The organism is Streptomyces sp. NPDC096205 (assembly GCF_044763135.1).
Lineage (GTDB): Bacteria > Actinomycetota > Actinomycetes > Streptomycetales > Streptomycetaceae > Streptomyces.
In genome coordinates this window covers 328,822-352,311 of record NZ_JBIWFS010000011.1, presented here as the reverse complement: position 1 = coordinate 352,311, position 23,490 = coordinate 328,822, and the positions used below count along the sequence as shown (strand labels likewise).

Genomic DNA, 23,490 nt, shown 5'->3' with positions numbered 1-23,490 from the left:
GCTCCTGAGAACGACAGGGGAACGAACCAACTCAAACCGCGCGAGTCGCACCCCGCAACCTCAGCCGCGCCCGCGGTGGCGGCCCCCCGATCCAGCCCCGGAGGGCGTGCTCTCGGGTCAGCCGCCGTGCCCCAGGGACACCACGAAAGCCGTCCGGTCGCCGCCCGGGGCCCGGTAGCGCACGGTGTCACCGGCCCGGTGCCCGAGGAGCGCGTGTCCGAGCGGGCTGTCGGCGGTCACCAGGTCGGCGTCGTCCGCGTCGGCGAGTTCGGAGAGCCGCAGGGTCGACTCCTCGCCGTCCCCGAACCGTACGGTGACGGTGCTGCCCACACCCACCGCGTCCGTGGGCGGCGGGCCCGCGACGGACGACTCCCTGATCCGGGCCTCGATCTCGGCGATGCGCCGGTCCAGCCGGGCCACGTCCGAGGCCCGCTGCAACTCGTCGGCCTCGTCCGCGCGGTCGCCCACCGCGTCGTCCCCCCGCAGGGTCGCGGCCACCGTCGCCCGCCGGCTCCGCAGCTCGTCGAGCTCGCGCCGCAGGGATCCCAGCGCCTCGGTGCTGATCGGTTCGGGGCCGTCTGTCATCGCTGCTCCCGCTGCTGGTCGCGTACGAGGCTTCCATTACCGCATCGGGGAACAAGCCCGGCAAATCACCCATCGGGTGACGCGGTCGACGTGGCCGATCCGCCGTTCCCTCAGCCGACCGTCGCCGCCCTCGCCAGCCGCCCCAGCGCCGCCTTGATCCGGTCCGGCGTCACCCCCTGCGCCCGCTGCTGGAGAAAGACCTCCGGTGCCAGGGGCGCGAGCAGGCCGTCCACCAGGGCCTCCGGGTCCGGAGCGCCGGACTCGCGCAGCAGGACCAGGACGTGGACGCGCCAGAAGCCGTACGCCCCGACGGTGAAGCGCTTCTCGCCGGTCTCGGCGCCCAGGACCAGATGGCTGTGGGCGTCGAGCAGGTCGACCATGGCGGCGTAGAACGCGGTGAGCCGCTCGGGCGGCGGCGCGCCGGGGCCCAGTGGGGGAGCGCCGCGCAACAGCTCCTCCTGGAGGCCGCGTTCGTGCTCGTCGAGGAGGGCCGCCGCGATGGACGTGACGTCCGGGTAGCGGCGGTAGAGGGTGCCCCGGCCGATGCCGGCCGCGCGGGCGATGTCCTCCATCGTGACCGACCGCGGATCACCGGCGGCGAACAGCTCGGCGGCGGCGGAGAGCACCTTGGCCCGGTTGCGGGCGGCGTCCGCGCGTTCCCTCGTCTCCATGGGGCTCAGCCTACCGGAATAACTGGACGCCCTGTCCGGTTGAGCGTCTCGTCCGGTATAACTGGACGCCGTGTCCGGTTACTGTTCCGGCCGATTCCGAGGGGACCCGTCATGACCACGCTGCTCCACATCGACGCCAGCGCCCGCCGCCAGTCCTTCAGCCGGGAGGTCGGCGACGCCGTCGCCGCCGCCTGGCGCGCCGCCCACCCCGGCGGCACGTACGTCCACCGCGACCTGGCCCGGACCCCCGTCCCGCAGATCGGTGAGGCGTGGACCGAGCTGTGCGACTACGTCCTCGAGCACCGGATCACCGACACCGCCCGCTACCGGGAGGCCGTGCGCACCCCCGCCCAGGAGGCGGCCTGGGCCGTCGTCGAGCCGCTGCTGTCCGAACTCGTCGCCGCCGACGCCGTGTTGATCGCCACGCCGATGTACAACTATGCGATCCCGGCGTCCCTGAAGGCCTGGATCGACCAGGTCACCTTCCCGCGCATGTCCCTCGCCGGACGGCGGTTCGTCGTGGCGTACGCCCGCGGCGGGGCCTACGGCCCGGGCACCCCGCGCCACCCGTACGACCACCAGGAGCGCTACCTGCGCGACTTCTTCACCGGCCACTTCGCCGTGCCGGAGGACGACATGACCTTCCTCGGCACCGAACTGGTCAACTCCCTCACCGATCCGGCCCTCGCCGACCGGCGCGGCGCGCACGACGCGTCCCGCGCGGCCGCGCTGGAGGCCGCCCGCAAGACAGGAGAATCCCTGTGAACTGGCTGCTCCTCATCGCGGCCGGTCTGGTGGAGGTCGGCTGGTCGCAGAGCATCAAGCCCACGGCCGGATTCACCCGCCCGCTGCCCACCCTGCTCTGCTTCGCGCTCGCCGCCGTCGCCGTCTATCTGCTGTCCCTGGCGATGCGGGGACTGCCGGTGGGCACGGCCTACGCCGTCTTCACCGGGATCGGCGCGGCCGGTGCCATCACGCTGGGCGTCGTCGTCCACAAGGACCCGGTGACCCTCGGCCGCCTCCTCGCCCTCGCCCTGATCGTCGGCGGGGTGGCGCTGTCCCACACGACCGCCACGGCCGAGTGAGGCACCGGGCAACGGCCTGGCAACGGCCCGGCGACGGCCTGGCGACGGCCCGGCGACGGCTCGGCGACGGCCTGGCACCGGCCCGGCGACGGCCTCGCACCGGCCCGGCGACGGCCTGGCACCGGTCCGGCCGCGCGCCGCCGAAGTGCGCCGACACGCCCGCGAGCCGGGCCTCGGCGCTCTCGGCGGCGCCGCTACCCTCGACGCGTGAACGACCTTTCGCCATACGGCCGGTACCGCGACGACACGGCGGTGCTCGCAGCGATCGGGGCGCGCGTCGAGGCGCAGACCGCCCGGGTCACCGTACGACTGCCCCAGGAGCTCGCCGACGCGGCGGTGGCCGCGTGGGAGCGCGACGAGCGGCAGGCGCCCGACCGGGAGACGCCTGAGCAGCATCGGCTGCGCGACCACGCGGCCGAGCTGGCGCTGATCGGCCTCGCGATCTCCGAGCGCGGCCGTCGCGAGGGCGGGGCCGTCCTGGTCGACCTGGACATCGCGGCGGCGGGCGCGGCGGTACGGGCCGCGCAGTAGCGACGGCCGGCCGATCCTCGTGCCGCCCTTGCCGATTCCGTGCTGCCCTGCCGCCTTGCCGCCCTCCGTGTCGCACCCCGCCACGGAGGGCTTGCCCTTCGCCCCGATCGCGTGACGCGGCTCACATCCTCCTGCCTGTCACATCGTTCCTCCGCGCCGCGTCAGTGAGGTGAAGCAGTCACCCGGCAGGCAAGGAGAGCACGATGGAAGCCCGTTTCAGCTACTACGGCAGCCCGGTCGCGGCGAAGTTCGCGAAGTACATCAACTCGGCGGGCAAGGTCGTCACCGACTCGACGCTGCCGAGCACCGTGCAGGAGCTGGTGAAGATCCGCGCCAGCCAGATCAACGGCTGCGGTTTCTGCACGGACATGCACACCAAGGACGCCGCGCACGCCGGGGAGACCCAGACGCGGCTGAACCTCGTCGCGGTCTGGCGGGAGGCGACCGTCTTCACCGAGGCCGAGCGGGCCGCGCTGGAGCTGACCGAGCAGGGCACCCGGATCGCCGACGCGGCGGGCGGGGTGAGCGACGAGGCCTGGGCGGACGCGGCGAAGCACTTCGACGAGGAGCAACTGGCCGCCCTGGTGTCCCTGATCGCCATCATCAACGCCTACAACCGGATGAACGTCATCGTCCGGCAGCCGGCCGGCGACTACCAGCCCGGCCAGTGGGGGTGACCGACGCACCGGGCCGGGAGGGGGAGCGCGCGGCGGATCCCCTCCCGGCGGCACGGCGCGCGCGGCGGCCTGGCACTATCTGAGGACGGGGGAGTCGGTGAATGTCAGTGGTGGTCCGTACGCTGTCCTGCAGCGCCGTCCGACCCCGCTGGTTCCCGATGACCGAGAAGGCAGGCAGATTTCACCGTGTTCCTGGAAACCCCCATCTACAGCCGCCTCGTGGCCGAGCGCGGTGACGTCCCCGCCCAGGTGAGCGGTGAAGCCGACCGTCTGCGCCGCGAGTTGGCGCGGGTGATACCACCCGCGCCCCCCGCGGGCCCTCCTCACCAGCAGCACCGCCCCATGGACTCCTGGATGGGAGGCGCGCCGACCGGACCCTGAGCCGGCTCCGACGACGCCCTCATGGCCGGTCACCGGGCCGGCCGGGGGCACCCTCCAGGCCATGCACGAACTGCGCGACCAACTCGGCCACCCTGTCCGGGCGTTGCAGATGCAGGTCGTGCACCGTCCCGGGCAGGCTGACGGAGGTCACCGAAGGCCGGGCCCGGACCATCGCGTCGAACTCCTCGGGCGGCACGAAGCTCCTTTCGGCCAGGATCAGCAGGGCCGGACAGCTGACGCGCCGCCAGTCGGTGAGGAACGACCGCTCGGCGACCTCGGCCGTCGAGCGGACCATCACCTCCGGCTCGAAGCGGGGCCACCAGCCGCCGTCCCGCTCCCGCAGCCCGTCCGCCCAGCCCTCACCGACCGGCCCGCTGCCGAAGAATGCGACGGCCTTCTCCCGCGACGGGAAGGGCACCGGCCACGAGGCCAGCCAGCCGCGGATCTCGTCCGGGACGCCTGGGCTCGGCCCGCCCGCCCCCGCCTCGACGAGCACCACGCCCCGCACCAGCCGGGGATGGGCGGCGGCGGTGAGGAGCGCGGCGTTGCCGCCCATCGACTGCCCCACCAGGACGGGCGCGTCGAGCCGCAACGCGCGGGCGACGGCCACGACGTCCTCGACGTACGCGGCACGGGACACGTCCTCGGGCAGCCGCTCGGAGGCACCGTGCCCGCGCTGGTCGAGCGCGACCACCCGGAAGGCGGGACTCAGCCGCTCCGCCACCGCGTCCCACTCGCCCAGCTGACCGGCGAGCCCGTGCAGCAGCACGAGCGCCGGCCCTTCACCGCCCCGGTCCCGGCAGACCAGCCGCACCCCGTCCCGTACGACGGTGTGTTCCCGCCAGCTCATCGTCCGCCCCCTTTCACGCAGCGGGCCTCATGGCGCGAGGACCCCGCTGAGATGGTCGTACGCCGTGTGCGCGTGCAGCCGGACTCCGGTGACGAGGGTGCTGTCGTCGGCGTAGAAGCGGGGGTTGTGGTTCGGGACCAGGCCGCGCCCGTCGGGGGAGGGCGTGGGCCGGCCGGTGCCGTCGAGGGTGGCGTCCTGGACGCCGAGCATGACGTACAGGCCGCCGTAGCGGTCGATCAACTCCGAGACGTCGTCGTAGCCGAGCGTGGCGGACGTCTCCACGACCCGGTCCTCGCCCACCACGCGGCGGAAGGTGGGCAGCGCCGCGTCGACCCACTCACGGGTGTTGTGCACGGGCGGGACGTCCTGGAGGTGCTCGACAGTGGCGGTGCAGCCGTACGCGGCCGCGGAGTTCTCCGCCAGGACGGTCAGCCGCTTCTGTACGTCCGCCATGTCCGACGCGACGGCGCAGCGGATGGTGCCCCACAGCGTGACGGTCTCGCCGATGATGTTGAACCGGCCGACGTCCTCCACATGACCGATGCTGACGGTGACCGGGTCGAAGGCGTCGACCTGCCGGTACAGCTGGCCGATGCCGACGAGGATCGCGCCCGCCGCGGGCATGGGGTCGATGCCCTGCCAGGGGGAGGAGCCGTGCACCTGCCGGCCGCTGATGACGATCCTGACCAGGCAGGAGGCGCCGTACTGATTGCCGACGCGGTAGCCGACATACCCCTTGGGATACGGCGTGACATGCATGCCGAAGGCCATCGTCGGCGTCGGATCGCCGAAGGCGCCCTCCTCCACCATCACCCGGGCGCCGCCCCTCTCGTCCACCGGCGGCCCCTCCTCGGCGGGCTGGAAGACGAACAGCACCGTGCCCGGCAGCCGGTCGCGGACCCCGGCCAGGACGGTGGCCGCACCCATCAGCATGGCCGTGTGGCAGTCGTGGCCGCAGGCGTGCGAGACGGGGAACGGCCCGCCCGGGTAGTCCCGGTCGACCACCCGCGAGGCGAACTCGACGCCGCACGCGTCCGGCACGGGCAGCGCGTCGATGTCCGCCCGCAGCGCCACCACCCGCTCGCCGGGCACTCCGCCGCGCAGCACCCCGACCACCCCGTGCCCCGCGATGCCCGTGCGCACCTCGTCGAGCCCGAGCGAACGCAGATGCTCCGCGACGAACCGGGCCGTGCACTCCTCCCGGTTGGACAGCTCGGGGTTCTGATGCACATGCCGGCGCCAGGCCACGACCTGCTCCGCGACCTCCTCGGCCCGCCGGTCCAGCTCGTCGTGCAGCACCTCGTCGGCCATGGGGTACGCCCTTCCTGCGCGCCGGCTCCGTGCGGTCACGGTAGCCACGAGCCGCCCGGCGGGTCAGTGGCTGTACAGCCAACTGCCGTACGACGCCCCGTCCACGAGGTCGTACAGCCCGAACGCGGCGGGCGCGACGACCAGCGCGAGCGCGCCGAGCCGCACCAGGACCGGCGCGACCAGGGTGGGGCCGTCGAACTGGCTCGTGACGCTGCGCCAGTCCCGCACCCGCCGGATGTCACCCCCGCACGCGGACCAGAAGTACAGCCCGATGAGCAGGAAGAAGCCGCCGCCGACGAGACACAGACCGCCGACGACGGCCAGGAACTCCATACGGTCGTGGTGGTCGCCGACGACCAGCGCGGCCATGGCCGCCACCACCGCGCCGACCGCTCCGAACATCGCACCGCGCAGCACTACGTTTCCCAGCCGCAGCCGCGGCGACAGCACACCCTCGTCGTCCCGTTGCATGCGGGCACAGTAGCCGCCGCCCCGACACCATGGACGAATCGGCCTTCCCCCGGGGGCCGGGCCTGTACATCGTGTCCAATGTCCCGCGCGGCGCCTCGTCCCCAGAATGACGACCCTGACGGGCGGGAACGGCTGGAAGGGGAAACGCGATGCGGACGAGCCCGGGGAGCGGCAACGCGGCGGACGGCGGGCCTTCGGCGGTCCGGCTGCCGCTGGAGGGGGTGCTCGTCGCCGACTTCGGGCGGGTGCTGGCGGCGCCGTACGCGACGATGCTGCTGGCCGATCTCGGCGCCGAGGTGATCAAGGTGGAGCAGCCCGGCACCGGCGACGACACGCGCGCGTGGGGGCCGCCGTACGCCCAGGGCGAGCCCACCTACTACCTGTCCGTCAACCGCAACAAGCGCTCCCTCGCGCTCGATCTGCGGGACCCCGACGACCGGCGGCGGGCAGCGGAACTGGTGCGCCGCGCCGATGTCCTGTTCGAGAACTTCCGGCCCGGGACGATGGAGAAGTACGGCCTCGACTACGCCTCCGCGCGCGAGCTCAACCCCGGGCTCGTGTACTGCTCGGTGACCGGGTTCGGCGCCGGCGCGGGGGCCGCGCTGCCCGGCTACGACCTGCTGATCCAGGCGGTCGGCGGGCTGATGAGCGTGACCGGCCCGGCCCCCGGGCAGCCGGTGAAGACCGGCGTCGCCGTGGTGGACGTCCTCACCGGACTGCACGCCGCCGTCGGCGCCCTGGCCGCACTGCGGCACCGCGACGCGACCGGCGAGGGGCAGCACGTCGAGGTCGACCTGCTGTCCTGTCTGCTGTCCAGCCTCGTCAACCAGGCCGCCGCGCACACCCTGACCGGACAGGTGCCCGGCATCCTCGGCAACCGGCACCCCTCGATCGCGCCGTACGAGGTGTTCCAGGCGCGGGACCGGCCGTTCGTGCTCGCCGTCGGCAACGACCGGCAGTTCGCCGCGCTGTGCCGCGGGCTGGACGCACCCGAGCTCGCCGCCGACCCGCGCTTCGCCACCAACGCCGACCGCGTGGCCCATGTGGCGGAACTGGCCCGGCTCGTCGGCACGCTGCTGGCGCGGCGCACCGCGTCCGAGTGGTTCGACCGGCTCACCCCGCTGGGCGTGCCCTGCGGGCCGGTGAACGACCTGCGCCAGGCCTTCGAACTGGCCGAGCGGCTGGGCCTCGCACCCCGAGTCACCGTCACCGGTGCCGACGGGCAGCCGATGGACCTCGTCGCCAACCCGCTGCACCTGTCCGCCACGCCCCCGCGCCACACCCGCCGCCCGCCCGGGCTCGGCGAGCACACCGACGACCTCAGGGCCTGGCTGGATTCCCCGGATTCCTGAATATCCCCATCCCGCGGTCACGAAAAATGCACAGGCCATCGAGAATTGCCTTACATTTCCTTGCTTTCACGGGTGAGGTGTAACGCGTCGGCGTTCGGAATACGCAGAACCAGATGGAAGGAAAGACCCGACCCGGAAAAAGATCGGAAAAGCGAATGACCAACGTCGACCGCGCCGCACACCCCCAGGCCAGGATGTACGCCCTTATAGGGCACGGCATCGCGGCCCCGCTGAATCGGGCCTGACGGGAACGGGGAGTTCACCATGACACGCACCATCACCCGTCATGACGCGCCGATCTACGACGATCTCGTGCGCGAGCGCGGAGACGTCGTCGCGGAGGCGCAGCGGGCTGCGGACCACATCGAGATCCAGGCCGCCCATCTGCTGGGCGCACGCCCCGCGCCGCGTGCTGCCGGGGAGGGTCTGGGGGGTTCACAGCCCTAGGGCGGGCCGCCGTCCCGCCCGCCGCAGTGTCGGTCGTCGCCGTGACCGCTGTCTCGCGGTCGGGCCAGGCCGACGGGGCGCGTGGTCACGGCCGGGCAACCCTGTCCGGGTCCTCCGCCGGGTCCAGGAACCCGGCGTCCTCCGGCATCGGCGGCAGGGGCGCGGGCTCGCGCAGGCGGCTCGTCAGACGGGTGGCCAGCGGCTCCGTCCAGCGGGCCGTCAGCGGGCCCAGGACCACCAGGATCAGGACGTACGCCGTCGCCAGCGGGCCGAGGGAGGGCTCGATGCCGGCCGTCACCGCGAGCCCGGCGATGACGATGGAGAACTCGCCGCGCGCGACCAGGGTGCCGCCCGCGCGCCAGCGTCCCTTGGGCGAGATCCCGGCGCGGCGTGCGGCCCAGTACCCGGTGGCGATCTTCGTCAGCGCGGTGACCACGGCCAGCGCGAGCGCGGGCAGCAGCACCGGCGGGATGGTGGCGGGGTCGGTGTGCAGACCGAAGAAGACGAAGAAGACCGCCGCGAAGAGGTCCCGCAGCGGGGCCAGCAGATTGTGGGCGCCCTCGGCGACCTCGCCCGACAGGGCGATGCCCACCAGGAACGCCCCGACGGCCGCCGAGACCTGCAACTGCTGCGCCACACCGGCGACGACCAGCGTCAGCCCCAGCACGACCAGCAGAAGCTTCTCCGGGTCGTCGCTGGAGACGAAGCGCGAGATGTGACGGCCGTAGCGCACCGCGAGCAGCAGCACCAGCGCCGCCACGCCCAGCGCGATGGCCAGGGTGACACTGCCCGCCGCGAGACCCACCCCGGCCAGCAGGGCGGTGATGATGGGCAGATAGACCGCCATGGAGAGGTCCTCGAGCACCAGGATGCTCAGGATCACCGGCGTCTCCCGGTTGCCCAGCCGGCCCAGATCGCCGAGCACCTTCGCGATGACGCCGGAGGAGGACACCCAGGTGACCCCGGCCAGCACCACCGCGGCGACCGGGCCCCAGCCGAGCAGCAGCGCCAGCATCGCACCGGGCAGCGCGTTGAGCAGGGCGTCGAGCAGTCCGGCCCGGTACTGCGTCCTGAGGTTGGAGACCAGGTCGCTCGCCGTGTACTCCAGGCCCAGCATGAGCAGCAGCAGAATCACGCCGATCTCGGCGCCGATCGCCACGAACTCCTCGCTGGAGCCGAGCGGCAGCAGCCCGCCCTCGCCGAACGCGAGCCCGGCCAGCAGATAGAGGGGGATCGGCGAGAACTGGAAGCGTGCGGCGAACCGGCCCAGCAGCCCCAGCCCGAGGATGATCGCGCCGAACTCGATCAGGAAGACGGCAGAGGAGTGCATCGCGCGATCACTCCCGGCCGAGTATCGCCGCGGCCGCGTCCACACCCTCGCGGGTGCCGATGACGATCAGGGTGTCCCCGCCCGCCAGCCGGAAGTCCGGCCCGGGCGAGGGGAACGCCTCGGCCCGGCGCAGGACGGCCACGATCGACACGCCCGTCTCGGTGCGCATCCGGGTCTCGCCCAGCAGCCGCCCGTTCCAGTGCGACACCGACGGCAGCTCGATGCGCTCCGCCACCAGCCCCAGCTCGGTCGTCGACAGCAGGTTGGGGCTGTGGTGCGTCGGCATCAGCGCGTCGATGACCGTCTCCGCCTCGCCGGCCGTCAGCCGCACCGACATGGCGCAGGCGTCCGGGTCGTCCGTACGGTACGCGCTCAGCGTCCGCGTCCCGTCCCGGTGGGCCACCACGGACAGGCGGCGCTGCTCCCGGGTGGTGAGGTCGTAGCGGACTCCTATGCCGGGCAGCGGCGTACTGCTCATGCGGGGTGCACCCACGGCTGTCCTCCTGTCGGGCGGTCTGGCTTGGGCGTTTGACCGTTTCTTGGGAAACCCGTCACCGTCACTTTAACCAGGGGGCCGCACAGCGGTCGGTCCCGGCCACCAGGGGCGTATCAGCCTCGGGTGATGTGCCACTATCGGTGCGGACGACGTCGGTCCCACGCCCGTACCACGCGCGAGGTGGACGTCTCCCTTCCAGCCGGTCAGTTCGCCGACCTCGCGGAGACCGCGCGCATCACCGCCGGACCAACGTCCCGCGGTTCTGCCCCTGTTCACTCGCCCTCGCGGCGATCCGTATCGAGGAGAACTGTTGACGTCCATGGAGGCCACCCGGCACGAGAGAGCCGGGGAGTCCGTGACGGCCGCCGCCCCGACCGGCGCGGAGGCGCCGCTCGCGCCGCGGCCGGCCCTGCCCGTCCCGCCGCCGCTGCACGCCCGGGCAGCGGCCGAACTGCTCGGCACGGCCGCCCTGGTGGCGGTATCGGTGGGCACCGGCATCCAGGCCGGCGAACTCACCGCCGACGCCGGGCTGCAACTGCTGGCCTGCTCACTCGCCACCGCCTTCGGGCTCGGCGTCCTCATCACCCTGTTCGGGCCGGTCTCCGGCGCCCACTTCAACCCCGCCGTCACCCTCGCCGAGTGGTGGACCGGCCGCCGCCTCGGCGTCGGGGTCACCCTGCGCGAGACGGCCGTCTACGTCCCGGCGCAGGTCGTCGGCGCCTTCGCGGGCAGCGTGCTGGCCGACGGTATGTTCGGTGAGCCGCTGGTGAGACTGTCCACGCACGACCGCTCCGGCGGGCCTGTGCTGCTCGGCGAGGTCGTCGCGACCGCGGGCCTGATCCTGCTGGTCTTCGGCCTGGCCCGCACCGGCCGGCTGCGCTTCGCCCCGGTCGCCGTCGCCGCCTACATCGGCGCCGCGTACTGGTTCACGTCGTCCACGTCCTTCGCCAACCCGGCGGTGACGATCGGCCGCGCCTTCACCGACACCGCGGCGGGCATCGCGCCCGGCTCGGTCGCCGGGTTCGTCGGCATGCAGCTCGTGGGGGCCGTCGTAGGACTGGGCCTGGTGGCACTGGTCTTCACACCGGGCCGCGGGCGCGCATCGGGGTGACGACCGCTGGGCCGTGACGGCCTCAGTCGTCGTCCTCCCGGTCCTCCTCCTCGGACTTCCCGCGTTTCTCGCCCGCTTCCCCCTGCTCCTTGTGTCCGTCGCCGTCGCTCATGACGGTGGACGGCGACGGCGGTGGCGTCGGCGTCCCGGCAGCGGGCCGGTCCGGGGAGGACGACGTGGACGTGCCCTCGGGGGACGCGTCGTCGCTGTCGCCGGAGGCCAGGCCGGCCCCGAGAGCCGCCGAGGCGCCGAACACGAGGACGCCGCCGACGGCGAACAACACCTTGGGGGAGAGTCCGCCGCGCGGCCGGGCGGGACGCCGACGCCCCGGGGCGGGCCTGGCGGGCCTGGCCGCCGTCGACGGGGACGGCACCGGCGCGGCGGCGGGGAGAGCGCCCTCCGGCGTGGCGGCGGGGAGGGCGTGCCCCTGCGGCGGGGTGGCGAACTGTGGCCGGGCAGCGAACCCACGTTCGTGTGGCGGGGCTGCGAATCCCCGCTCCTGCGGAGGGACTGCGAACCCACGTTCCTGTGGTGGAGCTGGGAACCCCCGCTCCTGCGGCGCGGAAGCAAACCCCCGCTCCTGCGGCGGGGCGGCGTACCCCTGTCCCTGCGGTGCGGCGGCGTAGCCCTGCCCCTGCCGCGCGGCAGGCAACCCCGCTCCCTGCGGCGCGGCGGCGTACCCCTGCCCATGCCGCGCGGCAGGCAACCCCGCTCCCTGCGGCGCGGCAGCGAAGTCCTGCCCCTGAGGGCCGGAAGAGAGGTAGCCCTGCCCGTGCGGCCCGGCCGGGCCGCCGCCCTGCCCCTGAGGCCCGCCCGCGAACCCCGCACTCCCGGTCGGGAACCCCTGCCCCCGCGGCGCCGCAGGATAGGCATGTTCCGCCCCGGCCCCCTCGCCCCCGCCGGGCAGCGTCGTCAGCCAGGTGGCCGCCTCGCCCGCGGTCGGGCGCCGGGCCGGGTCCTTGTCCAGCAGGCGCAGCACGAACGCGGACAGCGGCTCGGGTATGTCGGGCCGCAGCCGGGCGGGCGGCACCGGCGCGGCGTCGACCTGCTGCTGGACCACGGCCAGGCTGGTGGCACCGGTGAACGGCGGGCGCCCGGTGAGCAGTTCGTACAGCACGCAGCCCATCGCGTAGACGTCACAGGGCGGTTCGGCCGGACGGCCCAGCGCACGCTCGGGGGCCAGATAGGCGGCCGAGCCGACGACCGTGCCGGTGGCGGTCAGGGCGCCGGCGGCCGCGTCGGCGAAGCGGGCGATCCCGAAGTCGGTGATCTTCGCGACGCGGTCGGCGGTCAGCATCACGTTGGCCGGCTTGATGTCCCGGTGGATGACACCCTGCCGGTGCGCGGCGGCCAGTCCGTTCGCCAACTGGCCGACGAGCAGGGCCGCTTCGGCGGGCGCCAACGTACCGCGCAGCGACCGCTCCTGGGCCAGGCTCCAGCCCTCCACCAGCTCCATGACCAGATACGGCTGCCCCGCGTGCGACCCGAAGTCGTAGACGCCCACCACATGGGGGTGGTTGAGGCGGGCCGCGGTCTGCGCCTCCAGGTGGAAGCGGGCCGTGTCCTTCTCCGCCGCCTCACCGGTCAGCAGCTTCAGGGCGACCGACCGGTTCAAGGTCTGGTCGGTCGCCCGCCAGACCTCGCCCATCGCGCCGCGTCCCAGCGGAGTCTCGAGCAGATACCGCCCCGCCACCAGCACGTTCGTCGTCCCTTCCCCCTGCACCGGACAGCCACTGAGGGGGCCCCTGTGTACGAGGGCCGTTCCTCACGCCGCCATGATCGCAGACTGCGGGACGCCCCATGGTCAACGCGGTGTACGGGGCCCCCGGAAGCGGTCCGCGTGCTCGGCCAGCCACTGGGCGAACGTGCGCGCGGGCCGGCCGGTGAGCCGCTCGACGGTGTCGACGACGGTCGCGGCCTCCTCGGGAGGACTGGCGTACCAGCCGATGACGTAGTCGGCGTCGGCCCGGGACACTCCGGTCGCCATCAGCCGCTCGACGGCCTGTTCATGGGTGAGCGGCACGAACGACAGCTCACGGCCGACGGCCCGCGACAGCATCGCCACCCGCTCGCGCGGGGTCAGCGCCTCGGGCCCGGTCAGGTTGTAGGCGCGGCCCGCGTGGCCGTCCTCCAGCAGGGCGACGGCCGCGACCGCCGCGATGTCCGCCTCGTGGACAAGGGCGCTCGGCAGGTCGTACGGCTCGCGCACGACCCCCTCGTCCCGGACCGAGTCGGTCCACGTCAGCGTGTTGGACATGAACTCCTGGGGCTCCAGCCGCGTCCAGGTCACCCCCGACTCCGCCACGGCCTCCTCGACCGGGCCCACGAAGCCGCCCCACAGCACGGTGATGCGTCGCACGCCCGCGTCCACCGCCCTGCGCACCAGCTCCGGCCCGGCCTCGGCCAGTCCCGCCGTCACGGTGATGTGCAGCCGGTCGACACCCTCCAGCGCGGCGTCCAGCTTCTCCGGCACGGTGTGCGTACCGGCCACCACCTCCACCCCGGCGGGCAGCTTCGCCGCCGCCGCGACCGTGTCCCGGCTCAGCGCCCGGACGCGCTCGCCTCGCCGGACCAGTTCCGCCACCACATGCCGGCCGGTGTTCCCGGTGGCACCCGTCACCAAAGTCGTCATAGCTCACGTCCTTTCGTCACCGAACACGCTAGAAACTCAACCGAAGTTGAGGTCAAGCGCCGGTGCGCGGCCGGGCGCGGACATGCAGCCGCTCGCCCTGCCGGCCGAAGAGGCTGAGCACCTCCACCGGTCCCTCGCCGGTCGTGCCGAACCAGTGCGGCAGCCGCGTGTCGAACTCGGCGACCTCGCCCGCGCCCAGCACCAGATCGTGGTCGGCCAGCACCAGCCGCAGCCGCCCCGAGAGCACATACAGCCACTCGTAGCCCTCGTGCGTGCACGGGTCGGGCTCCGTGCGGCTCGCCGGCAGGACCATCTTGTACGTCTGGATCGGCCCGGGCTGACGGGTCAGCGGCAGGACCGTGTTGCCGTTCACGCGCCGGGGCGTCAGCCGCACCCGGGGGTCGCCGACCTCGGGCGCGCCCACCAGCTCGTCCAGCGGGACCTGATGGGCGTGCGACAGCGGCAGCAGCAGCTCCAGGCTGGGGCGGCGCTGCCCCGACTCCAGGCGGGACAGCGTGCTCTTGGAGATGCCGGTGGCCTCGGCGAGTTCGGCCAGCGTCAGGTGGCGCTCGGTCCGCAGCCGCTTCAGACGCGGGCCGACCTCGGACAGTGCTTCGGTGATCGCGGCGGGATGGTCCATGGCCCTCATCTCACCCCGCGCGTCCCGGAATTGGCAACAAAGGTTGTCGAACGAGCAGCCCCGCGGCGACCTTGTGCCGCGGAGGTGATCGCGATGAGCGACGAGACGCAGTACGACGCCCTGGTGATCGGCGCGGGAGCCGCGGGCCTGAACGCCGCCCTGGTGCTGGCCCGGGCGCGGCGCCGGGTCGCGGTGGTGGACGCGGGAGAGCCCCGCAACGCCCCCGCCGCCCATATGCAGGGCTACCTGTCCCGGGACGGCATGCCGCCCGCCGCGCTGCTGGAGGTGGGCCGTGCCGAAGTCACCCGCTACGGAGCCGAGTTGATCGCCGGTCAGGCGGACCACGTCGACCCCGGCTTCACCGTGCACCTGGCCGGAGGCTCGGCCCTGTCCGCACGGCGGCTGGTGGTGGCCACCGGGCTGCGTGACGAGCTGCCCGATCTGCCCGGCGTAGGCGAGCGATGGGGCCGGGATGTGCTGCACTGCCCGTACTGCCACGGGTACGAGGTCCGCGACCGGGCCCTGGGTGTGCTGGGGACCTCGCCGGGCGGGGTGCACCAGGCGCTGCTGCTGCGGCAGTGGTCCGAAGACGTGGTGTTCTTCCGGCACACCCTCGACCTGAGCGGCGAGGACCACGAACGCCTCACCGCCCGCGGCGTCCGTGTCGTCGACGGAGAGATCGCGCGGGTGTGCGCCGACGACGGCCGGGTCAGCGGCGTCGAGCTCACCGATGGCCGGACGGTGGCCCGCGAGGCGGTGTTCCTCTTCCCGCGCATGGTGCCCCGCGACGGCCTGCTCCTCGCACTCGGCTGCGCGACCGAGAACGGTTTCGTCGTCACCGACCGGACCGGCCGCACCACCGTGCCGGGCGTGTGGGCGGTGGGCAATGTGGCCGATCCGCGCGCCCAGGTCGTCACCGCCGCGGGCATGGGCGCGGCGGCCGCCTTCGCCCTCAACACCGACCTGCTGGAGGAGGACGTGGTCCGAGCCGTCGCCGAGCACCGCGCCCCGGCCGTGCGAGGTGAGGGCCGGTGAGTGCCGGGACCGCACAGCAGCCGGGGCCGGTCACGCGTGGGAGACTGCCGCTCGGCGTCTATCTGCTCGCGTTCAGCCTGTTCGCCATGGGCAGTGCCGAGTTCCTGCTGGCCGGCGTGCTGCCGGAGATCGCCGACGACCTCGGGATCAGCCTTTCCTCGGCCGGCGCGCTGATCTCGGCGTTCGCCGTCGGGGTCGTGATCGGCGGACCGCCCTTCGCGATCCTGACCCTGCGCTTGCCGCGCCGCGTCACCCTGGTGACCACCCAGGCCGTCTTCGCCGTCTCGGTGGCGGCCGGCCTGCTGACCGACAGTTACGCCCTGCTGGTGGCCACCCGCTTCCTGTGCGGCCTGGCGTACGCCGGGTACTGGGCGGTCGCGGCGGTCACCGCGGTCGGCCTGGTCACCCCGGACCGCACGGCACGCGCCTCCGGGGTCGTCGTCAGCGGACTCGGCCTCGCGATGATCGCCGGCGGCCCGGCGGGCGCCCTGCTGAGCCACTTCACCGGCTGGCGGGGCGGGTTCTGGGGCGTGGTCGTCCTGACCGCCGCAGGAGCGGTGCTGAGCCTGGTCGCGGTGCCCGCGACGAGCGGGGGAGCGGAGCCGAGCGTCCGGCGGGAGCTGCGCACCATGCGGCAGCCGCAGCTGTGGGTCGTGTACGCCGCGACCATCCTGAGCACCGCCGCGTACATGATCACGTTCAACTATCTCGCGTCCTTCCTGACCGACGTCACCGGCGTCCCAGCGGTCTGGGTGCCCGCGGTCCTCGCGCTGTTCGGCGTCGGCGCCTTCGTCGGGCTGTCCGTCGGAGGCCGGATCGCCGACCGGCGGCCCACCCAGGCGCTCCTGGCCGGGGCGCTCGGCATCCTGGGCAGCTCGGTCCTGCTGGCGCTGCTGGCCCGGCATCCGCTCGCCGTCGTCCCGCTCGTGCTGCTGCTCGGCGTCGCCGGCTTCGTGCTCAACCCGGCCGTCTACGGGCGGGTGTTCACCATCGCCGCCCAGGCACCGACCCTGGCGGGCGCCACCACCGTCTCCGCCTTCCAGCTCGGCATCAGCCTCGTCCCGGCCCTCGCGGGCGCCGCCCTGAACAACGGCGCGGACGTCACAGCCGTCACCTGGATCGGCGCGGCGCTGGCGGCGGCGGTCGTACCGACGGCACTCCTGGACCGCAAGCTGTCGGATCGCCGGCGGCGAATTCGGACCGACGACGGTGACGGAGCGAGGGCCGGGACGACGGCGGCCGACCGTCGGCAGCCCCGAACCGGCTGAACGAAAACCGGTGCCGCGGCGGGCCGCTGCGCGGCTAGCATCCGGTGCGGCCCGGCCGGCAGACCGAGGGGACCCATGGATCACGACTGGCAGACCCGCACCGACAACGCCATCGCCTGGGCGCGGGAACGGCTGGGTTCGACCGCGTACGCCTCACGCTGCCTGGCCTTCGTGGAGGACGCCTACGAACGCCCCAACCACGTCGAGATCTTCGGCGGCGACTTCGCCCGCGAGTCCGCCGAGATCTACCGGGCCCAGCAGCACACCGGCGCACCGCCGACGGGCGCCTTCGTCTTCTACGACACCACGGGCGAGCTCTTCGGCACCCGGCGGAACTGGGGCCATGTGGGGCTGTGCGTCGGCGACGGCCAGGTGATCCACGCCTGGGACCGCGTCAGGACCGACCACTACCTGGACCTGGAGAACCTGACCACACCGCCGGGCTGGGACGCCCTCCGCCTGCTCGGCTGGGCCCCGGTCGAGCGCCTCTTCGAGGGGAGCCGGCCCAAGGACTGGACCGCGGAAGGCGAGGCCGCCGCGGCGGCGGAGCGCATGCAGAAGGCGCGGTTCGGGGGCGACGCCACCGGGGCGATACGGATCCGGCCGGGCGGCCCGGACGACGCCCCGGCCGTGCTCGACATGCTCGACGGCGCGGTGCGCTGGATGAACACCCGCGGCAACACCGAGCAGTGGGGCACCACGCCGTACTCGAAGAAGCCCGGCGGAGTCGAGCGGGTCCGGCGCTACACGACCGAGAACTGGCCGTACATCGCGGAGCTGGACGGCACGCCCGTCGGTGCCCTGGTGCTGGACTCCGGGCCCAGCCCGCAGATGTCCATCGCCCCGGCCGGGGAACCCGAGCGATACGTCCGGCTGCTGGTCACCGACCGACGGTACGCCGGCCGGGGCATCGGCGCCGCGCTGCTGGCCCACGCCGCCGAGGAGACCCGGCGCGCCGGTGTGCAGCTGCTGCGGGTCGACTGCTGGGCGGGAGGCGGAGGCTCCCTGGTTGCGTTCTACGAGCGCAACGGGTTCACCCCCACCGACCGTTTCCTCGGTACGGGCGACTGGCCGGGACAGGTGCTGGCCCGACGGGTGTCCTGAACTCGCGCACGTTTCCTCAGTTTCTGCTCAGAACTGCGCCGATCAGGCCGTGACGTGTCAGGCCCGGGACCTAGCGTGTGCTCGTGCCCACCGTGACCCGCCACAGGCGGAACCCTGTCTGGCTGCTGACCGTACTGGCCGCCGCGGCCTGCACGGCACCACCGCAACACACGAACGAGCCACGGCCCGACGCCTCGACCGACGCCTCGACCGACGCCTCGACCGACGCCTCGACCGACGCCTCGACCGCCGCCTCGACCGCCGCCCCGACCGCCGCCGCGGCCGGGGCCTGGGCCACCCGGGAACCGACGCCCGTCGTCCCGCCGCCGCTCGACGCGGGAAACGGTGAAACCCTCGCCGGCCGCCACGGAACCGCCCGCGGCAACGCGCACTTCGCCTACGAGGGCGGGCGCCGAGGCAAGGCCCTGATCGTCGCCGTCAGTTGCCGAGGCGCGGGCGAGGTCACCGTGGACCTGCCCGCGCTCGGGGCGTCCTTCCCGCACGCCTGCTCTTCGGGGGAACCGGCCGTGGTCTACAACGAGTTCGCGCTGCCGGCCGTTCACCGGCCCGGGACCGTGAAGGTCGCCGCCCCCTCGACGGTCGAGTGGGCGGCGACGGTGGGCCGTGGGGAGCAGCCCGTGGAGGCCCGGGAGGCTACCGGGCCGACTTCGGAAGGATCATGAGGGCGTCGCCGTCGGAGCGTTCGCCGGTGCGGTCGCTGGGGGTGCCCTGGAGGGCGTTGTTCACGACCATCGCGGTCGAGCCGCCGCCGTCGAGGTTGAGGGCGTTCACCGCACCGAGGCTGCGCATGACCGCGGCGGTCTCGGGGGTGCTCAGACCGACGGTGTAGCCGGGCCGGCGGCCGTCGGCGGTGAGCAGGATGATCCGGCCGTCCTTGGTGACACCGGCCGCGGTACGCGGATTGCGGCGCAGGTACCAGGCGTTGAACAGCGCCTCACGGTCCGAGCCCTCGATCTCCACCGGGCCCCAGCCGTCGCGTACCGGGTCGAGAGCGGTCCGGCCGTTGCGCAGCAGCAGCGGGGCGCCGTTGATGACGGAGGTCTTCGAGGTGACCGGCACCCGGGCACCACTGTCGGAGTCCACCACTGTGCTGCGCACGCTCAGCCGGGCACCGACCGGGGCGTGGACGCGCAGCCACTGGGCCCCGGTCCCGGTGCCCTGGAGCAGGGTGCCCTGCGCGGGTACCGCGCCGCCCCGGCTGGGCTGGACGGCGGTCACCCGGCCGTCGGCGTCGAGGGTGGCCTGGTAGCCGGCGCCCTCCGGGGCGGTGGCGCCGAACTTCGGGGTGATGGCGAGGAGTTCGTTGTCGTTGCCGCAGGTGTATTCCTGGAAGGGGACGGAGAAGGGCGTGGCGGTGCCGACGCCGCCGCAGTTCACGATCAGGCCGGCCTGCCGGTTCAGGCCCGTCACCTGGCGGGTGATGCCGTCGTCGGTGCGGACGCTGAGCCTGGTGCGGAGCCGGCGCACCGACGAGCCCCGCCCGGAGTCGGACTGGATGACCAGTCCGGGCCGGTCGTTGACGGCCTCCGAGACGAGGTCCCCGCCGACGACCGAGATGCCGGCGAGGTCGCCGTCGGTGCCGGTCAGGCCGGGGCCGGGCGTGTGCCGGCCGCTGTCGATGACGAAGAAGCCGCCGTTGATGCCGGCGAGGGCGCCGGTGCGCCGCGCCATCTCGCTGGTGGTCTCACGGCCGGGCACGATCCCGCTGGCCAGTTCGGACCGCAGCCGGCCGGTGAACCTGGCCGGGTCGACGACGAGGACGTCCAGCGACCAGGGGCCGGTGGTGGGGTTCCCGTCCTCGCTGGTGTGGTGGACCACCCCGGTCAGACCGCGCGAGATCATCTGACTGCGGGCCCGGTTGGCGGCGGTCTGGTCGGCGTACCGCCCCACCCGCACCATCATGCCGAGCGGCCGGTCCTCGGAGCCCCGGGGGTCGGGTCCCGCGGTGGGGTCGAGGCGCGGTTCGTACCCGGCGGCGCGGACCTTGGCCTCCAGTTCGGCGACCTCCTCGTCGGTCGTGCCGACGCCGACCGTGACCGTCCAGAAGTCGTCCGCCGACGCCCGGCCGCGCTCGATCGCGATGTGGGTGACGCCCGGCGCGACCGTCCGCGGGGTGCGCGTCTCCTCCAACTCGGCGGAACCGAGCGGGAGTCTCGCCGGGATTCTCACCGCGGCCCGTTCCACCGGAGGCTGGTCGGCCGCCGCCGGCTCGTCGGCCACCGAGGTGGCGATCGTGCCGGCGACCAGGCAGGCGGCCAGCGCCCCACCGATCATTCCGCGGCGTGCCATTCGGTTGCTCATGCGGAGCCCTTTCAGCTACGTCGGCTACGGGAGTCGTTGCGACCGTGCCCGGCGCGTGTGTCGCGCAGGGGGCCGTCCACTCGATGTGCGGTTACGGAGGGTTGACGTGTGGATGCCGCGGGCGCGCGTGCGGGCATGGTCGAGCCACGCCGCGTGCCAGGTGGCTGAAATGGGGGGCGCGGGGCCGGATCGGCCCGCTGCGTCCGTCAGATGGGGGATATGACCTTGCGAGGTCGCGGTGCCGCCGCGGCAGGGGGCCGGAGGCGCGGTGAACTCTTCACGCTGGTGCCACCTTCCGTTCCGGATGCGTCCCGCCGGATGAGGATGCCCGCCCGTCGGTCAGCCAAAGCGACGGAAACCGGTCAGCCTGCCGCGTTCCGGTTGTCCCGTCTGTCGTCTTCTGCCTGACGCACCATAAGGCCGGGGACACGCTCCACGGGGTCAACGACCCACGACCGATGAGGTGCTGACGTGACCGCACACGTGACCGGTTCGGCCGACTCCTGGGGGAGCGCCCTGGTGGTCCGCCGGCTCCGCCTCGACGTCTCCGTCGGCTCAGCCGATCGGAGAGGTGCCCGGCTCCGGCGGCAGCCGCAGCGCCCGGACGGCGAACGAGACGGCGTGGTACCAGCCGCAGACCATGACGAGGTCGAGGACCGCGTCCTCGCCGATCGCGTCGGTCGCGGCGGTCCAGGTCGGGTCGGAGAGGTCGTACGTCGTGTGCAGTTCGTCGACCGCCCGCAGCAGCGCCCGATCGGCGGCGTCCCAGCACGGGTCGTCCGGGCCGCCGTGCGCCAGTGAGGCGACCTGGTCCGCGGTGAGCCCCGCCTTCTCTGCGAAGGCCGCGATGTGCACGCCCCATTCGTAGTCCGCGCCGCACAGGGCTGTCGTCCGGTCGATGACCAGCTCGCGCTGACGAACCGTCAGGGCGGCGTGCTTCGAGAAGTAGTAGCGCCCCCAGGCCGCGACGCCGCGGGCCAGCTCCGGCCGCCTGGCCCACACCCGGAACAGCTGGATCGGGGCGTGCCCGAGCTGTTCGAGGGCGGCGCCGGCCTCGTCGTCGTAGGGCGGCACGAGTGGGGCGATGCGCGGCTGCTTCGAATTCAGAGGCATGGCGGGGATGGTAGTTTTGTTGCTTCGGAAAGGGAAGCAGATGACGTCCTCCGCCCCACTGCCCGGCCGTCCGGTCCGCGGCTCGGACACCGGCCGCCCGGTCATGGCGCTGCTCGACCTGCTGGGCAGGCGCTGGGTGCTGCGCATCCTGTGGGAGCTGCGCACCGGCATTACGCCCAACTTCCGCCGCCTCCAGCAGAGTTGCGGCAACGTCTCGTCGAGTGTCCTCGCCGCCCGGCTGCGCGAGCTGGGCGAGGCGGCCCTCGTCGAGCACACCGGCGACGGCTACGCCCTCACGGCGCAAGGCGCTGCTCTCCTCGAACTCCTCGCACCGCTCGACGCGTGGGCGAGCGACTGGCGGCCCCGGAGTGCGGAGGGGTGAACCCCCAGGCGACCTGTTGCCGCAGCCTATCGACTTTCGATAGATTCTTACCGTAGGTCGATCGCTGGAGGGGTGATGGGACAACTGACCGTGCGCGCACTGCGCGCCGTTCTCGTGGGGCTGCTCGCCGGATCGGTGTTCGTGGAGGCGGTGATGGTGCCGCTGCTGGGCCTCCATCTGGACGGGCTCGACCCGGACCACGCCTACCTTCGCACACCGCTTCTGCTGATCATCGTGCTGGGCGTCGTCACGGCCCAGGTGGTACTGGTGTGCGTATGGCGGCTGGTGACGATGGTGCGGCGCGGCACGGTGTTCTCGCCGGCCGCCTTCCGCTACGTCGATGTCGTGACCGGTGCCTTCGGCGCGGCGGCCCTGCTGGTGTTCGCGCTCGCCGTCGTCCTGGCCCCCGGCGAGGCGGTGGCACCCGGGATCGTGCTGCTGATCTGCGGGGCCGCGCTGGCCGTCATGGGCGTCGCGCTGGTCGTGCTGGTGCTGCGGATGCTGCTCGCCCAGGCTGTGGCCCGCGACGTCGAGGCCACACGCATGCAGGCCGAGCTGGCCGGGGTGATCTGATGTCGATCGCCGTCGACATCGACGTGATGCTGGCCCGGCGCAAGATGTCCGTGGGCGAACTCGCCGAGCGCGTGGGCATCACCCCGGCCAACCTGGCGGTCCTGAAGAACGGCCGCGCCAAGGCGGTCCGCTTCACGACTCTCGCCGCGCTGTGCGAGGTGCTGGACTGTCAGCCGGGGGATCTGCTGCGCTGGGAACCCGAGCCGGAGCCGGAACCCGAGCCGGAGCCGGTGGCGGATGCGGCTCCCGCGGTCGCCGAGGGCGGCCGGGCCTGAGGACCGTACGAGAAGGGCCGTACCGCCAGGTCAGCGCTGGGCAGGCTTCAGGACCACGAAGTCCGCGTTCGCCGGGTCCAGGCAGACGGCGAGCCGGCCGACGCCCTCCGCGTCGTCCGGGCCCATCTGCACGGTGCCGCCCTTCTCCTTGAGGCGGGCGACCGCGGCGTCGCAGTCCTCGACGTCGAAGACCGGGTGCCAGTACGGCCGCCCGTTCGTCAGGGTGAGGTGCTCCTTCGGCATCTCCATGAGGCCGCCCTGCATCCGCTCCTCGGTCTGCCCCGCGGGCGTGATCAGGGTGTACGTGCCGCCCCCGCCCGGCAGTTGCATGTCGCTGTACTGCCAGCCGAACACCTTGCTGTAGAAGTCCTTCGCGCCGGCGGCGTCGCTCGTGTACAGCTCGGTCCAGGACAGCGAGCCGGGTGCGTCCACCAGCTCCACGCCCCGGTGCGAGCCCGGCTGCCAGACGGCGAACTGGGCGCCGAGCGGGTCGCTGTACTGCGCCATGCGGCCCCACTCCTCGAGCTCCATGGGGGCCACCCGGACCGTGCCGCCGGCCTGTTGGACCGCGCGGGTCGTGGCGTCCGCGTCGGTGACGCAGTAGTAGACCATCCAGGCCGACCGCGCGCCCGCCTCGGTGAGCTTGCCCAGCCCGGCGACGAGGCGGCCGTCCCTGCGGAACATCCCGCCCTCCATGTCCTCGCCGCCTTCCATGGCCTCGTACTCCCAGCCCAGGACGGTGCCGTAGAACGCCGCGGCGGCGGGCACGTCGGGGGTGCCGAGGTCGAGCCAACAGGGGGAACCGGCGACGAAGTCGGTGGTGATCATGAAGAGTCCCTTCGCAGGTC

The 23,490-nt window shown here is 73.3% G+C and carries 27 protein-coding genes; 14 read left to right on the top strand and 13 right to left on the bottom strand.

The features are described 5' to 3' along the window. Nucleotides 1–117 precede the first annotated feature (117 nt). On the bottom strand, nucleotides 118–585 hold the full coding sequence (locus ACIQ6Y_RS35615) for a GreA/GreB family elongation factor (protein ID WP_404045900.1): 468 nt from the start codon (nucleotides 583–585) through the stop codon (nucleotides 118–120). A 110-nt stretch (nucleotides 586–695) separates the two neighbouring features. Beyond that, nucleotides 696–1,256: a TetR/AcrR family transcriptional regulator gene (locus ACIQ6Y_RS35610; protein WP_404045897.1), complete on the bottom strand. Its 561-nt coding sequence runs from the start codon at nucleotides 1,254–1,256 to the stop codon at nucleotides 696–698. A 111-nt stretch (nucleotides 1,257–1,367) separates the two neighbouring features. Here ACIQ6Y_RS35610 and ACIQ6Y_RS35605 point away from each other — a divergent pair, with 111 nt between their 5' ends. The 4 genes from ACIQ6Y_RS35605 (at nucleotide 1,368) to ACIQ6Y_RS35590 (ending at nucleotide 3,549) form a co-directional block, all read left to right on the top strand. Beyond that, a complete protein-coding gene (locus tag ACIQ6Y_RS35605; RefSeq protein ID WP_404045894.1) occupies nucleotides 1,368–2,021 on the top strand; it encodes an FMN-dependent NADH-azoreductase in 654 nt (217 codons plus the stop codon). Then, a complete protein-coding gene (locus ACIQ6Y_RS35600) occupies nucleotides 2,018–2,341 on the top strand; it encodes a DMT family transporter (protein ID WP_404045892.1) in 324 nt (107 codons plus the stop codon). Before ACIQ6Y_RS35605 ends, ACIQ6Y_RS35600 begins: the two co-directional genes overlap by 4 nt. Before the next feature lie 207 nt (nucleotides 2,342–2,548). Beyond that, nucleotides 2,549–2,872, top strand: a complete 324-nt coding sequence (locus ACIQ6Y_RS35595; RefSeq protein ID WP_404045889.1) for a hypothetical protein — start codon at nucleotides 2,549–2,551, stop codon at nucleotides 2,870–2,872. A 203-nt stretch (nucleotides 2,873–3,075) separates the two neighbouring features. Then, entirely contained in the window at nucleotides 3,076–3,549 is a 474-nt protein-coding gene (locus ACIQ6Y_RS35590) for a carboxymuconolactone decarboxylase family protein (protein WP_404045886.1), read from the top strand. A gap of 400 nt (nucleotides 3,550–3,949) precedes the next feature. On the opposite strand, the gene ACIQ6Y_RS35585 is transcribed toward ACIQ6Y_RS35590, so the two are convergent. The 3 genes from ACIQ6Y_RS35585 to ACIQ6Y_RS35575 form a co-directional block, all read right to left on the bottom strand. After that, entirely contained in the window at nucleotides 3,950–4,780 is an 831-nt protein-coding gene (locus ACIQ6Y_RS35585) for an alpha/beta fold hydrolase (protein WP_404045883.1), read from the bottom strand. Between the two features lie 27 nt (nucleotides 4,781–4,807). Then, nucleotides 4,808–6,091 carry a M20 family metallopeptidase gene (locus ACIQ6Y_RS35580; protein ID WP_404045881.1) on the bottom strand — a complete coding sequence of 428 codons (1,284 nt, stop codon included), beginning with the start codon at nucleotides 6,089–6,091 and terminating at the stop codon, nucleotides 4,808–4,810. 63 nt (nucleotides 6,092–6,154) lie between these two features. Further along, nucleotides 6,155–6,562 carry a DUF6336 family protein gene (locus tag ACIQ6Y_RS35575; RefSeq protein WP_404045878.1) on the bottom strand — a complete coding sequence of 136 codons (408 nt, stop codon included), beginning with the start codon at nucleotides 6,560–6,562 and terminating at the stop codon, nucleotides 6,155–6,157. Nucleotides 6,563–6,711: 149 nt separating this feature from the next. On the opposite strand from ACIQ6Y_RS35575, the gene ACIQ6Y_RS35570 reads away from it, so the two are divergent. Both ACIQ6Y_RS35570 and ACIQ6Y_RS35565 read left to right on the top strand, forming a co-directional pair. Next, nucleotides 6,712–7,914, top strand: coding sequence for a CaiB/BaiF CoA transferase family protein (locus ACIQ6Y_RS35570; RefSeq protein WP_404045875.1), 1,203 nt, complete (start codon nucleotides 6,712–6,714; stop codon nucleotides 7,912–7,914). Nucleotides 7,915–8,178: 264 nt separating this feature from the next. After that, complete coding sequence (locus ACIQ6Y_RS35565; RefSeq protein WP_404045872.1) at nucleotides 8,179–8,361, top strand: hypothetical protein; 183 nt, start codon at nucleotides 8,179–8,181, stop codon at nucleotides 8,359–8,361. A gap of 85 nt (nucleotides 8,362–8,446) precedes the next feature. On the opposite strand, the gene ACIQ6Y_RS35560 is transcribed toward ACIQ6Y_RS35565, so the two are convergent. Both ACIQ6Y_RS35560 and ACIQ6Y_RS35555 read right to left on the bottom strand, forming a co-directional pair. Further along, nucleotides 8,447–9,691: a cation:proton antiporter gene (locus tag ACIQ6Y_RS35560; protein WP_404045869.1), complete on the bottom strand. Its 1,245-nt coding sequence runs from the start codon at nucleotides 9,689–9,691 to the stop codon at nucleotides 8,447–8,449. Between the two features lie 7 nt (nucleotides 9,692–9,698). Further along, a complete protein-coding gene (locus ACIQ6Y_RS35555; protein ID WP_404045867.1) occupies nucleotides 9,699–10,169 on the bottom strand; it encodes a cation:proton antiporter regulatory subunit in 471 nt (156 codons plus the stop codon). A 337-nt stretch (nucleotides 10,170–10,506) separates the two neighbouring features. Here ACIQ6Y_RS35555 and ACIQ6Y_RS35550 point away from each other — a divergent pair, with 337 nt between their 5' ends. After that, nucleotides 10,507–11,298, top strand: a complete 792-nt coding sequence (locus ACIQ6Y_RS35550) for an aquaporin (protein ID WP_404045979.1) — start codon at nucleotides 10,507–10,509, stop codon at nucleotides 11,296–11,298. A gap of 22 nt (nucleotides 11,299–11,320) precedes the next feature. On the opposite strand, the gene ACIQ6Y_RS35545 is transcribed toward ACIQ6Y_RS35550, so the two are convergent. The 3 genes from ACIQ6Y_RS35545 to ACIQ6Y_RS35535 all read right to left on the bottom strand — a co-directional run bounded on the left by ACIQ6Y_RS35545 (nucleotide 11,321) and on the right by ACIQ6Y_RS35535 (nucleotide 14,570). Continuing rightward, on the bottom strand, nucleotides 11,321–12,997 hold the full coding sequence (locus ACIQ6Y_RS35545; protein ID WP_404045865.1) for a protein kinase: 1,677 nt from the start codon (nucleotides 12,995–12,997) through the stop codon (nucleotides 11,321–11,323). A 105-nt stretch (nucleotides 12,998–13,102) separates the two neighbouring features. Then, nucleotides 13,103–13,930 (bottom strand): NmrA family NAD(P)-binding protein, encoded by an 828-nt coding sequence (locus tag ACIQ6Y_RS35540; protein ID WP_404045862.1) that lies wholly within the window; start codon nucleotides 13,928–13,930, stop codon nucleotides 13,103–13,105. Between the two features lie 52 nt (nucleotides 13,931–13,982). After that, the gene (locus ACIQ6Y_RS35535) at nucleotides 13,983–14,570 is read right to left on the bottom strand and encodes a helix-turn-helix domain-containing protein (protein WP_404045860.1); all 588 of its coding nucleotides are present in this window, start codon (nucleotides 14,568–14,570) and stop codon (nucleotides 13,983–13,985) included. Between the two features lie 93 nt (nucleotides 14,571–14,663). On the opposite strand from ACIQ6Y_RS35535, the gene ACIQ6Y_RS35530 reads away from it, so the two are divergent. From ACIQ6Y_RS35530 to ACIQ6Y_RS35515, 4 genes are all read left to right on the top strand, one after another. Beyond that, nucleotides 14,664–15,605, top strand: a complete 942-nt coding sequence (locus tag ACIQ6Y_RS35530; RefSeq protein ID WP_404045857.1) for an NAD(P)/FAD-dependent oxidoreductase — start codon at nucleotides 14,664–14,666, stop codon at nucleotides 15,603–15,605. Continuing rightward, nucleotides 15,602–16,873 carry an MFS transporter gene (locus tag ACIQ6Y_RS35525; RefSeq protein WP_404045854.1) on the top strand — a complete coding sequence of 424 codons (1,272 nt, stop codon included), beginning with the start codon at nucleotides 15,602–15,604 and terminating at the stop codon, nucleotides 16,871–16,873. The genes ACIQ6Y_RS35530 and ACIQ6Y_RS35525 overlap by 4 nt, the downstream gene beginning before the upstream one ends. A 552-nt stretch (nucleotides 16,874–17,425) precedes the next feature. Next, nucleotides 17,426–17,977: a GNAT family N-acetyltransferase gene (locus tag ACIQ6Y_RS35520; protein WP_404045976.1), complete on the top strand. Its 552-nt coding sequence runs from the start codon at nucleotides 17,426–17,428 to the stop codon at nucleotides 17,975–17,977. 83 nt (nucleotides 17,978–18,060) lie between these two features. Then, nucleotides 18,061–18,660, top strand: coding sequence for a hypothetical protein (locus ACIQ6Y_RS35515; RefSeq protein ID WP_404045851.1), 600 nt, complete (start codon nucleotides 18,061–18,063; stop codon nucleotides 18,658–18,660). Here ACIQ6Y_RS35515 and ACIQ6Y_RS35510 read toward each other — a convergent pair. Both ACIQ6Y_RS35510 and ACIQ6Y_RS35505 read right to left on the bottom strand, forming a co-directional pair. Continuing rightward, complete coding sequence (locus ACIQ6Y_RS35510; RefSeq protein ID WP_404045849.1) at nucleotides 18,632–20,299, bottom strand: phosphodiester glycosidase family protein; 1,668 nt, start codon at nucleotides 20,297–20,299, stop codon at nucleotides 18,632–18,634. The genes ACIQ6Y_RS35515 and ACIQ6Y_RS35510 overlap by 29 nt on opposite strands. Nucleotides 20,300–20,854: 555 nt before the next feature. Further along, on the bottom strand, nucleotides 20,855–21,412 hold the full coding sequence (locus ACIQ6Y_RS35505; protein WP_404045847.1) for a carboxymuconolactone decarboxylase family protein: 558 nt from the start codon (nucleotides 21,410–21,412) through the stop codon (nucleotides 20,855–20,857). A 40-nt stretch (nucleotides 21,413–21,452) separates the two neighbouring features. On the opposite strand from ACIQ6Y_RS35505, the gene ACIQ6Y_RS35500 reads away from it, so the two are divergent. From ACIQ6Y_RS35500 to ACIQ6Y_RS35490, 3 genes are all read left to right on the top strand, one after another. Further along, nucleotides 21,453–21,794 carry a winged helix-turn-helix transcriptional regulator gene (locus tag ACIQ6Y_RS35500; RefSeq protein ID WP_404045844.1) on the top strand — a complete coding sequence of 114 codons (342 nt, stop codon included), beginning with the start codon at nucleotides 21,453–21,455 and terminating at the stop codon, nucleotides 21,792–21,794. A 75-nt stretch (nucleotides 21,795–21,869) separates the two neighbouring features. Continuing rightward, a complete protein-coding gene (locus ACIQ6Y_RS35495; protein ID WP_404045841.1) occupies nucleotides 21,870–22,367 on the top strand; it encodes a DUF2975 domain-containing protein in 498 nt (165 codons plus the stop codon). Next, complete coding sequence (locus ACIQ6Y_RS35490) at nucleotides 22,367–22,642, top strand: helix-turn-helix domain-containing protein (RefSeq protein ID WP_404045838.1); 276 nt, start codon at nucleotides 22,367–22,369, stop codon at nucleotides 22,640–22,642. Before ACIQ6Y_RS35495 ends, ACIQ6Y_RS35490 begins: the two co-directional genes overlap by 1 nt. Before the next feature lie 30 nt (nucleotides 22,643–22,672). On the opposite strand, the gene ACIQ6Y_RS35485 is transcribed toward ACIQ6Y_RS35490, so the two are convergent. Next, on the bottom strand, nucleotides 22,673–23,470 hold the full coding sequence (locus tag ACIQ6Y_RS35485) for a VOC family protein (protein ID WP_404045835.1): 798 nt from the start codon (nucleotides 23,468–23,470) through the stop codon (nucleotides 22,673–22,675). Nucleotides 23,471–23,490 lie beyond the last annotated feature (20 nt).

What these genes read in the sequence shown, in the direction of transcription:
- ACIQ6Y_RS35575 (WP_404045878.1), bottom strand. Translation starts at nt 6,562, where the DNA reads ATGCAACGGGACGACGAGGGTGTGCTGTCGCCGCGGCTGCGGCTGGGA.
- ACIQ6Y_RS35550 (WP_404045979.1), top strand. Translation starts at nt 10,507, where the DNA reads ATGGAGGCCACCCGGCACGAGAGAGCCGGGGAGTCCGTGACGGCCGCC.
- ACIQ6Y_RS35490 (WP_404045838.1), top strand. Translation starts at nt 22,367, where the DNA reads ATGTCGATCGCCGTCGACATCGACGTGATGCTGGCCCGGCGCAAGATG.
- ACIQ6Y_RS35570 (WP_404045875.1), top strand. Translation starts at nt 6,712, where the DNA reads ATGCGGACGAGCCCGGGGAGCGGCAACGCGGCGGACGGCGGGCCTTCG.
- ACIQ6Y_RS35500 (WP_404045844.1), top strand. Translation starts at nt 21,453, where the DNA reads ATGACGTCCTCCGCCCCACTGCCCGGCCGTCCGGTCCGCGGCTCGGAC.
- ACIQ6Y_RS35505 (WP_404045847.1), bottom strand. Translation starts at nt 21,412, where the DNA reads ATGCCTCTGAATTCGAAGCAGCCGCGCATCGCCCCACTCGTGCCGCCC.
- ACIQ6Y_RS35580 (WP_404045881.1), bottom strand. Translation starts at nt 6,091, where the DNA reads ATGGCCGACGAGGTGCTGCACGACGAGCTGGACCGGCGGGCCGAGGAG.
- ACIQ6Y_RS35565 (WP_404045872.1), top strand. Translation starts at nt 8,179, where the DNA reads ATGACACGCACCATCACCCGTCATGACGCGCCGATCTACGACGATCTC.
- ACIQ6Y_RS35510 (WP_404045849.1), bottom strand. Translation starts at nt 20,299, where the DNA reads ATGAGCAACCGAATGGCACGCCGCGGAATGATCGGTGGGGCGCTGGCC.
- ACIQ6Y_RS35585 (WP_404045883.1), bottom strand. Translation starts at nt 4,780, where the DNA reads ATGAGCTGGCGGGAACACACCGTCGTACGGGACGGGGTGCGGCTGGTC.
- ACIQ6Y_RS35535 (WP_404045860.1), bottom strand. Translation starts at nt 14,570, where the DNA reads ATGGACCATCCCGCCGCGATCACCGAAGCACTGTCCGAGGTCGGCCCG.
- ACIQ6Y_RS35555 (WP_404045867.1), bottom strand. Translation starts at nt 10,169, where the DNA reads ATGAGCAGTACGCCGCTGCCCGGCATAGGAGTCCGCTACGACCTCACC.
- ACIQ6Y_RS35605 (WP_404045894.1), top strand. Translation starts at nt 1,368, where the DNA reads ATGACCACGCTGCTCCACATCGACGCCAGCGCCCGCCGCCAGTCCTTC.
- ACIQ6Y_RS35590 (WP_404045886.1), top strand. Translation starts at nt 3,076, where the DNA reads ATGGAAGCCCGTTTCAGCTACTACGGCAGCCCGGTCGCGGCGAAGTTC.
- ACIQ6Y_RS35560 (WP_404045869.1), bottom strand. Translation starts at nt 9,691, where the DNA reads ATGCACTCCTCTGCCGTCTTCCTGATCGAGTTCGGCGCGATCATCCTC.
- ACIQ6Y_RS35615 (WP_404045900.1), bottom strand. Translation starts at nt 585, where the DNA reads ATGACAGACGGCCCCGAACCGATCAGCACCGAGGCGCTGGGATCCCTG.
- ACIQ6Y_RS35540 (WP_404045862.1), bottom strand. Translation starts at nt 13,930, where the DNA reads ATGACGACTTTGGTGACGGGTGCCACCGGGAACACCGGCCGGCATGTG.
- ACIQ6Y_RS35610 (WP_404045897.1), bottom strand. Translation starts at nt 1,256, where the DNA reads ATGGAGACGAGGGAACGCGCGGACGCCGCCCGCAACCGGGCCAAGGTG.
- ACIQ6Y_RS35495 (WP_404045841.1), top strand. Translation starts at nt 21,870, where the DNA reads ATGGGACAACTGACCGTGCGCGCACTGCGCGCCGTTCTCGTGGGGCTG.
- ACIQ6Y_RS35520 (WP_404045976.1), top strand. Translation starts at nt 17,426, where the DNA reads ATGCAGAAGGCGCGGTTCGGGGGCGACGCCACCGGGGCGATACGGATC.
- ACIQ6Y_RS35530 (WP_404045857.1), top strand. Translation starts at nt 14,664, where the DNA reads ATGAGCGACGAGACGCAGTACGACGCCCTGGTGATCGGCGCGGGAGCC.
- ACIQ6Y_RS35485 (WP_404045835.1), bottom strand. Translation starts at nt 23,470, where the DNA reads ATGATCACCACCGACTTCGTCGCCGGTTCCCCCTGTTGGCTCGACCTC.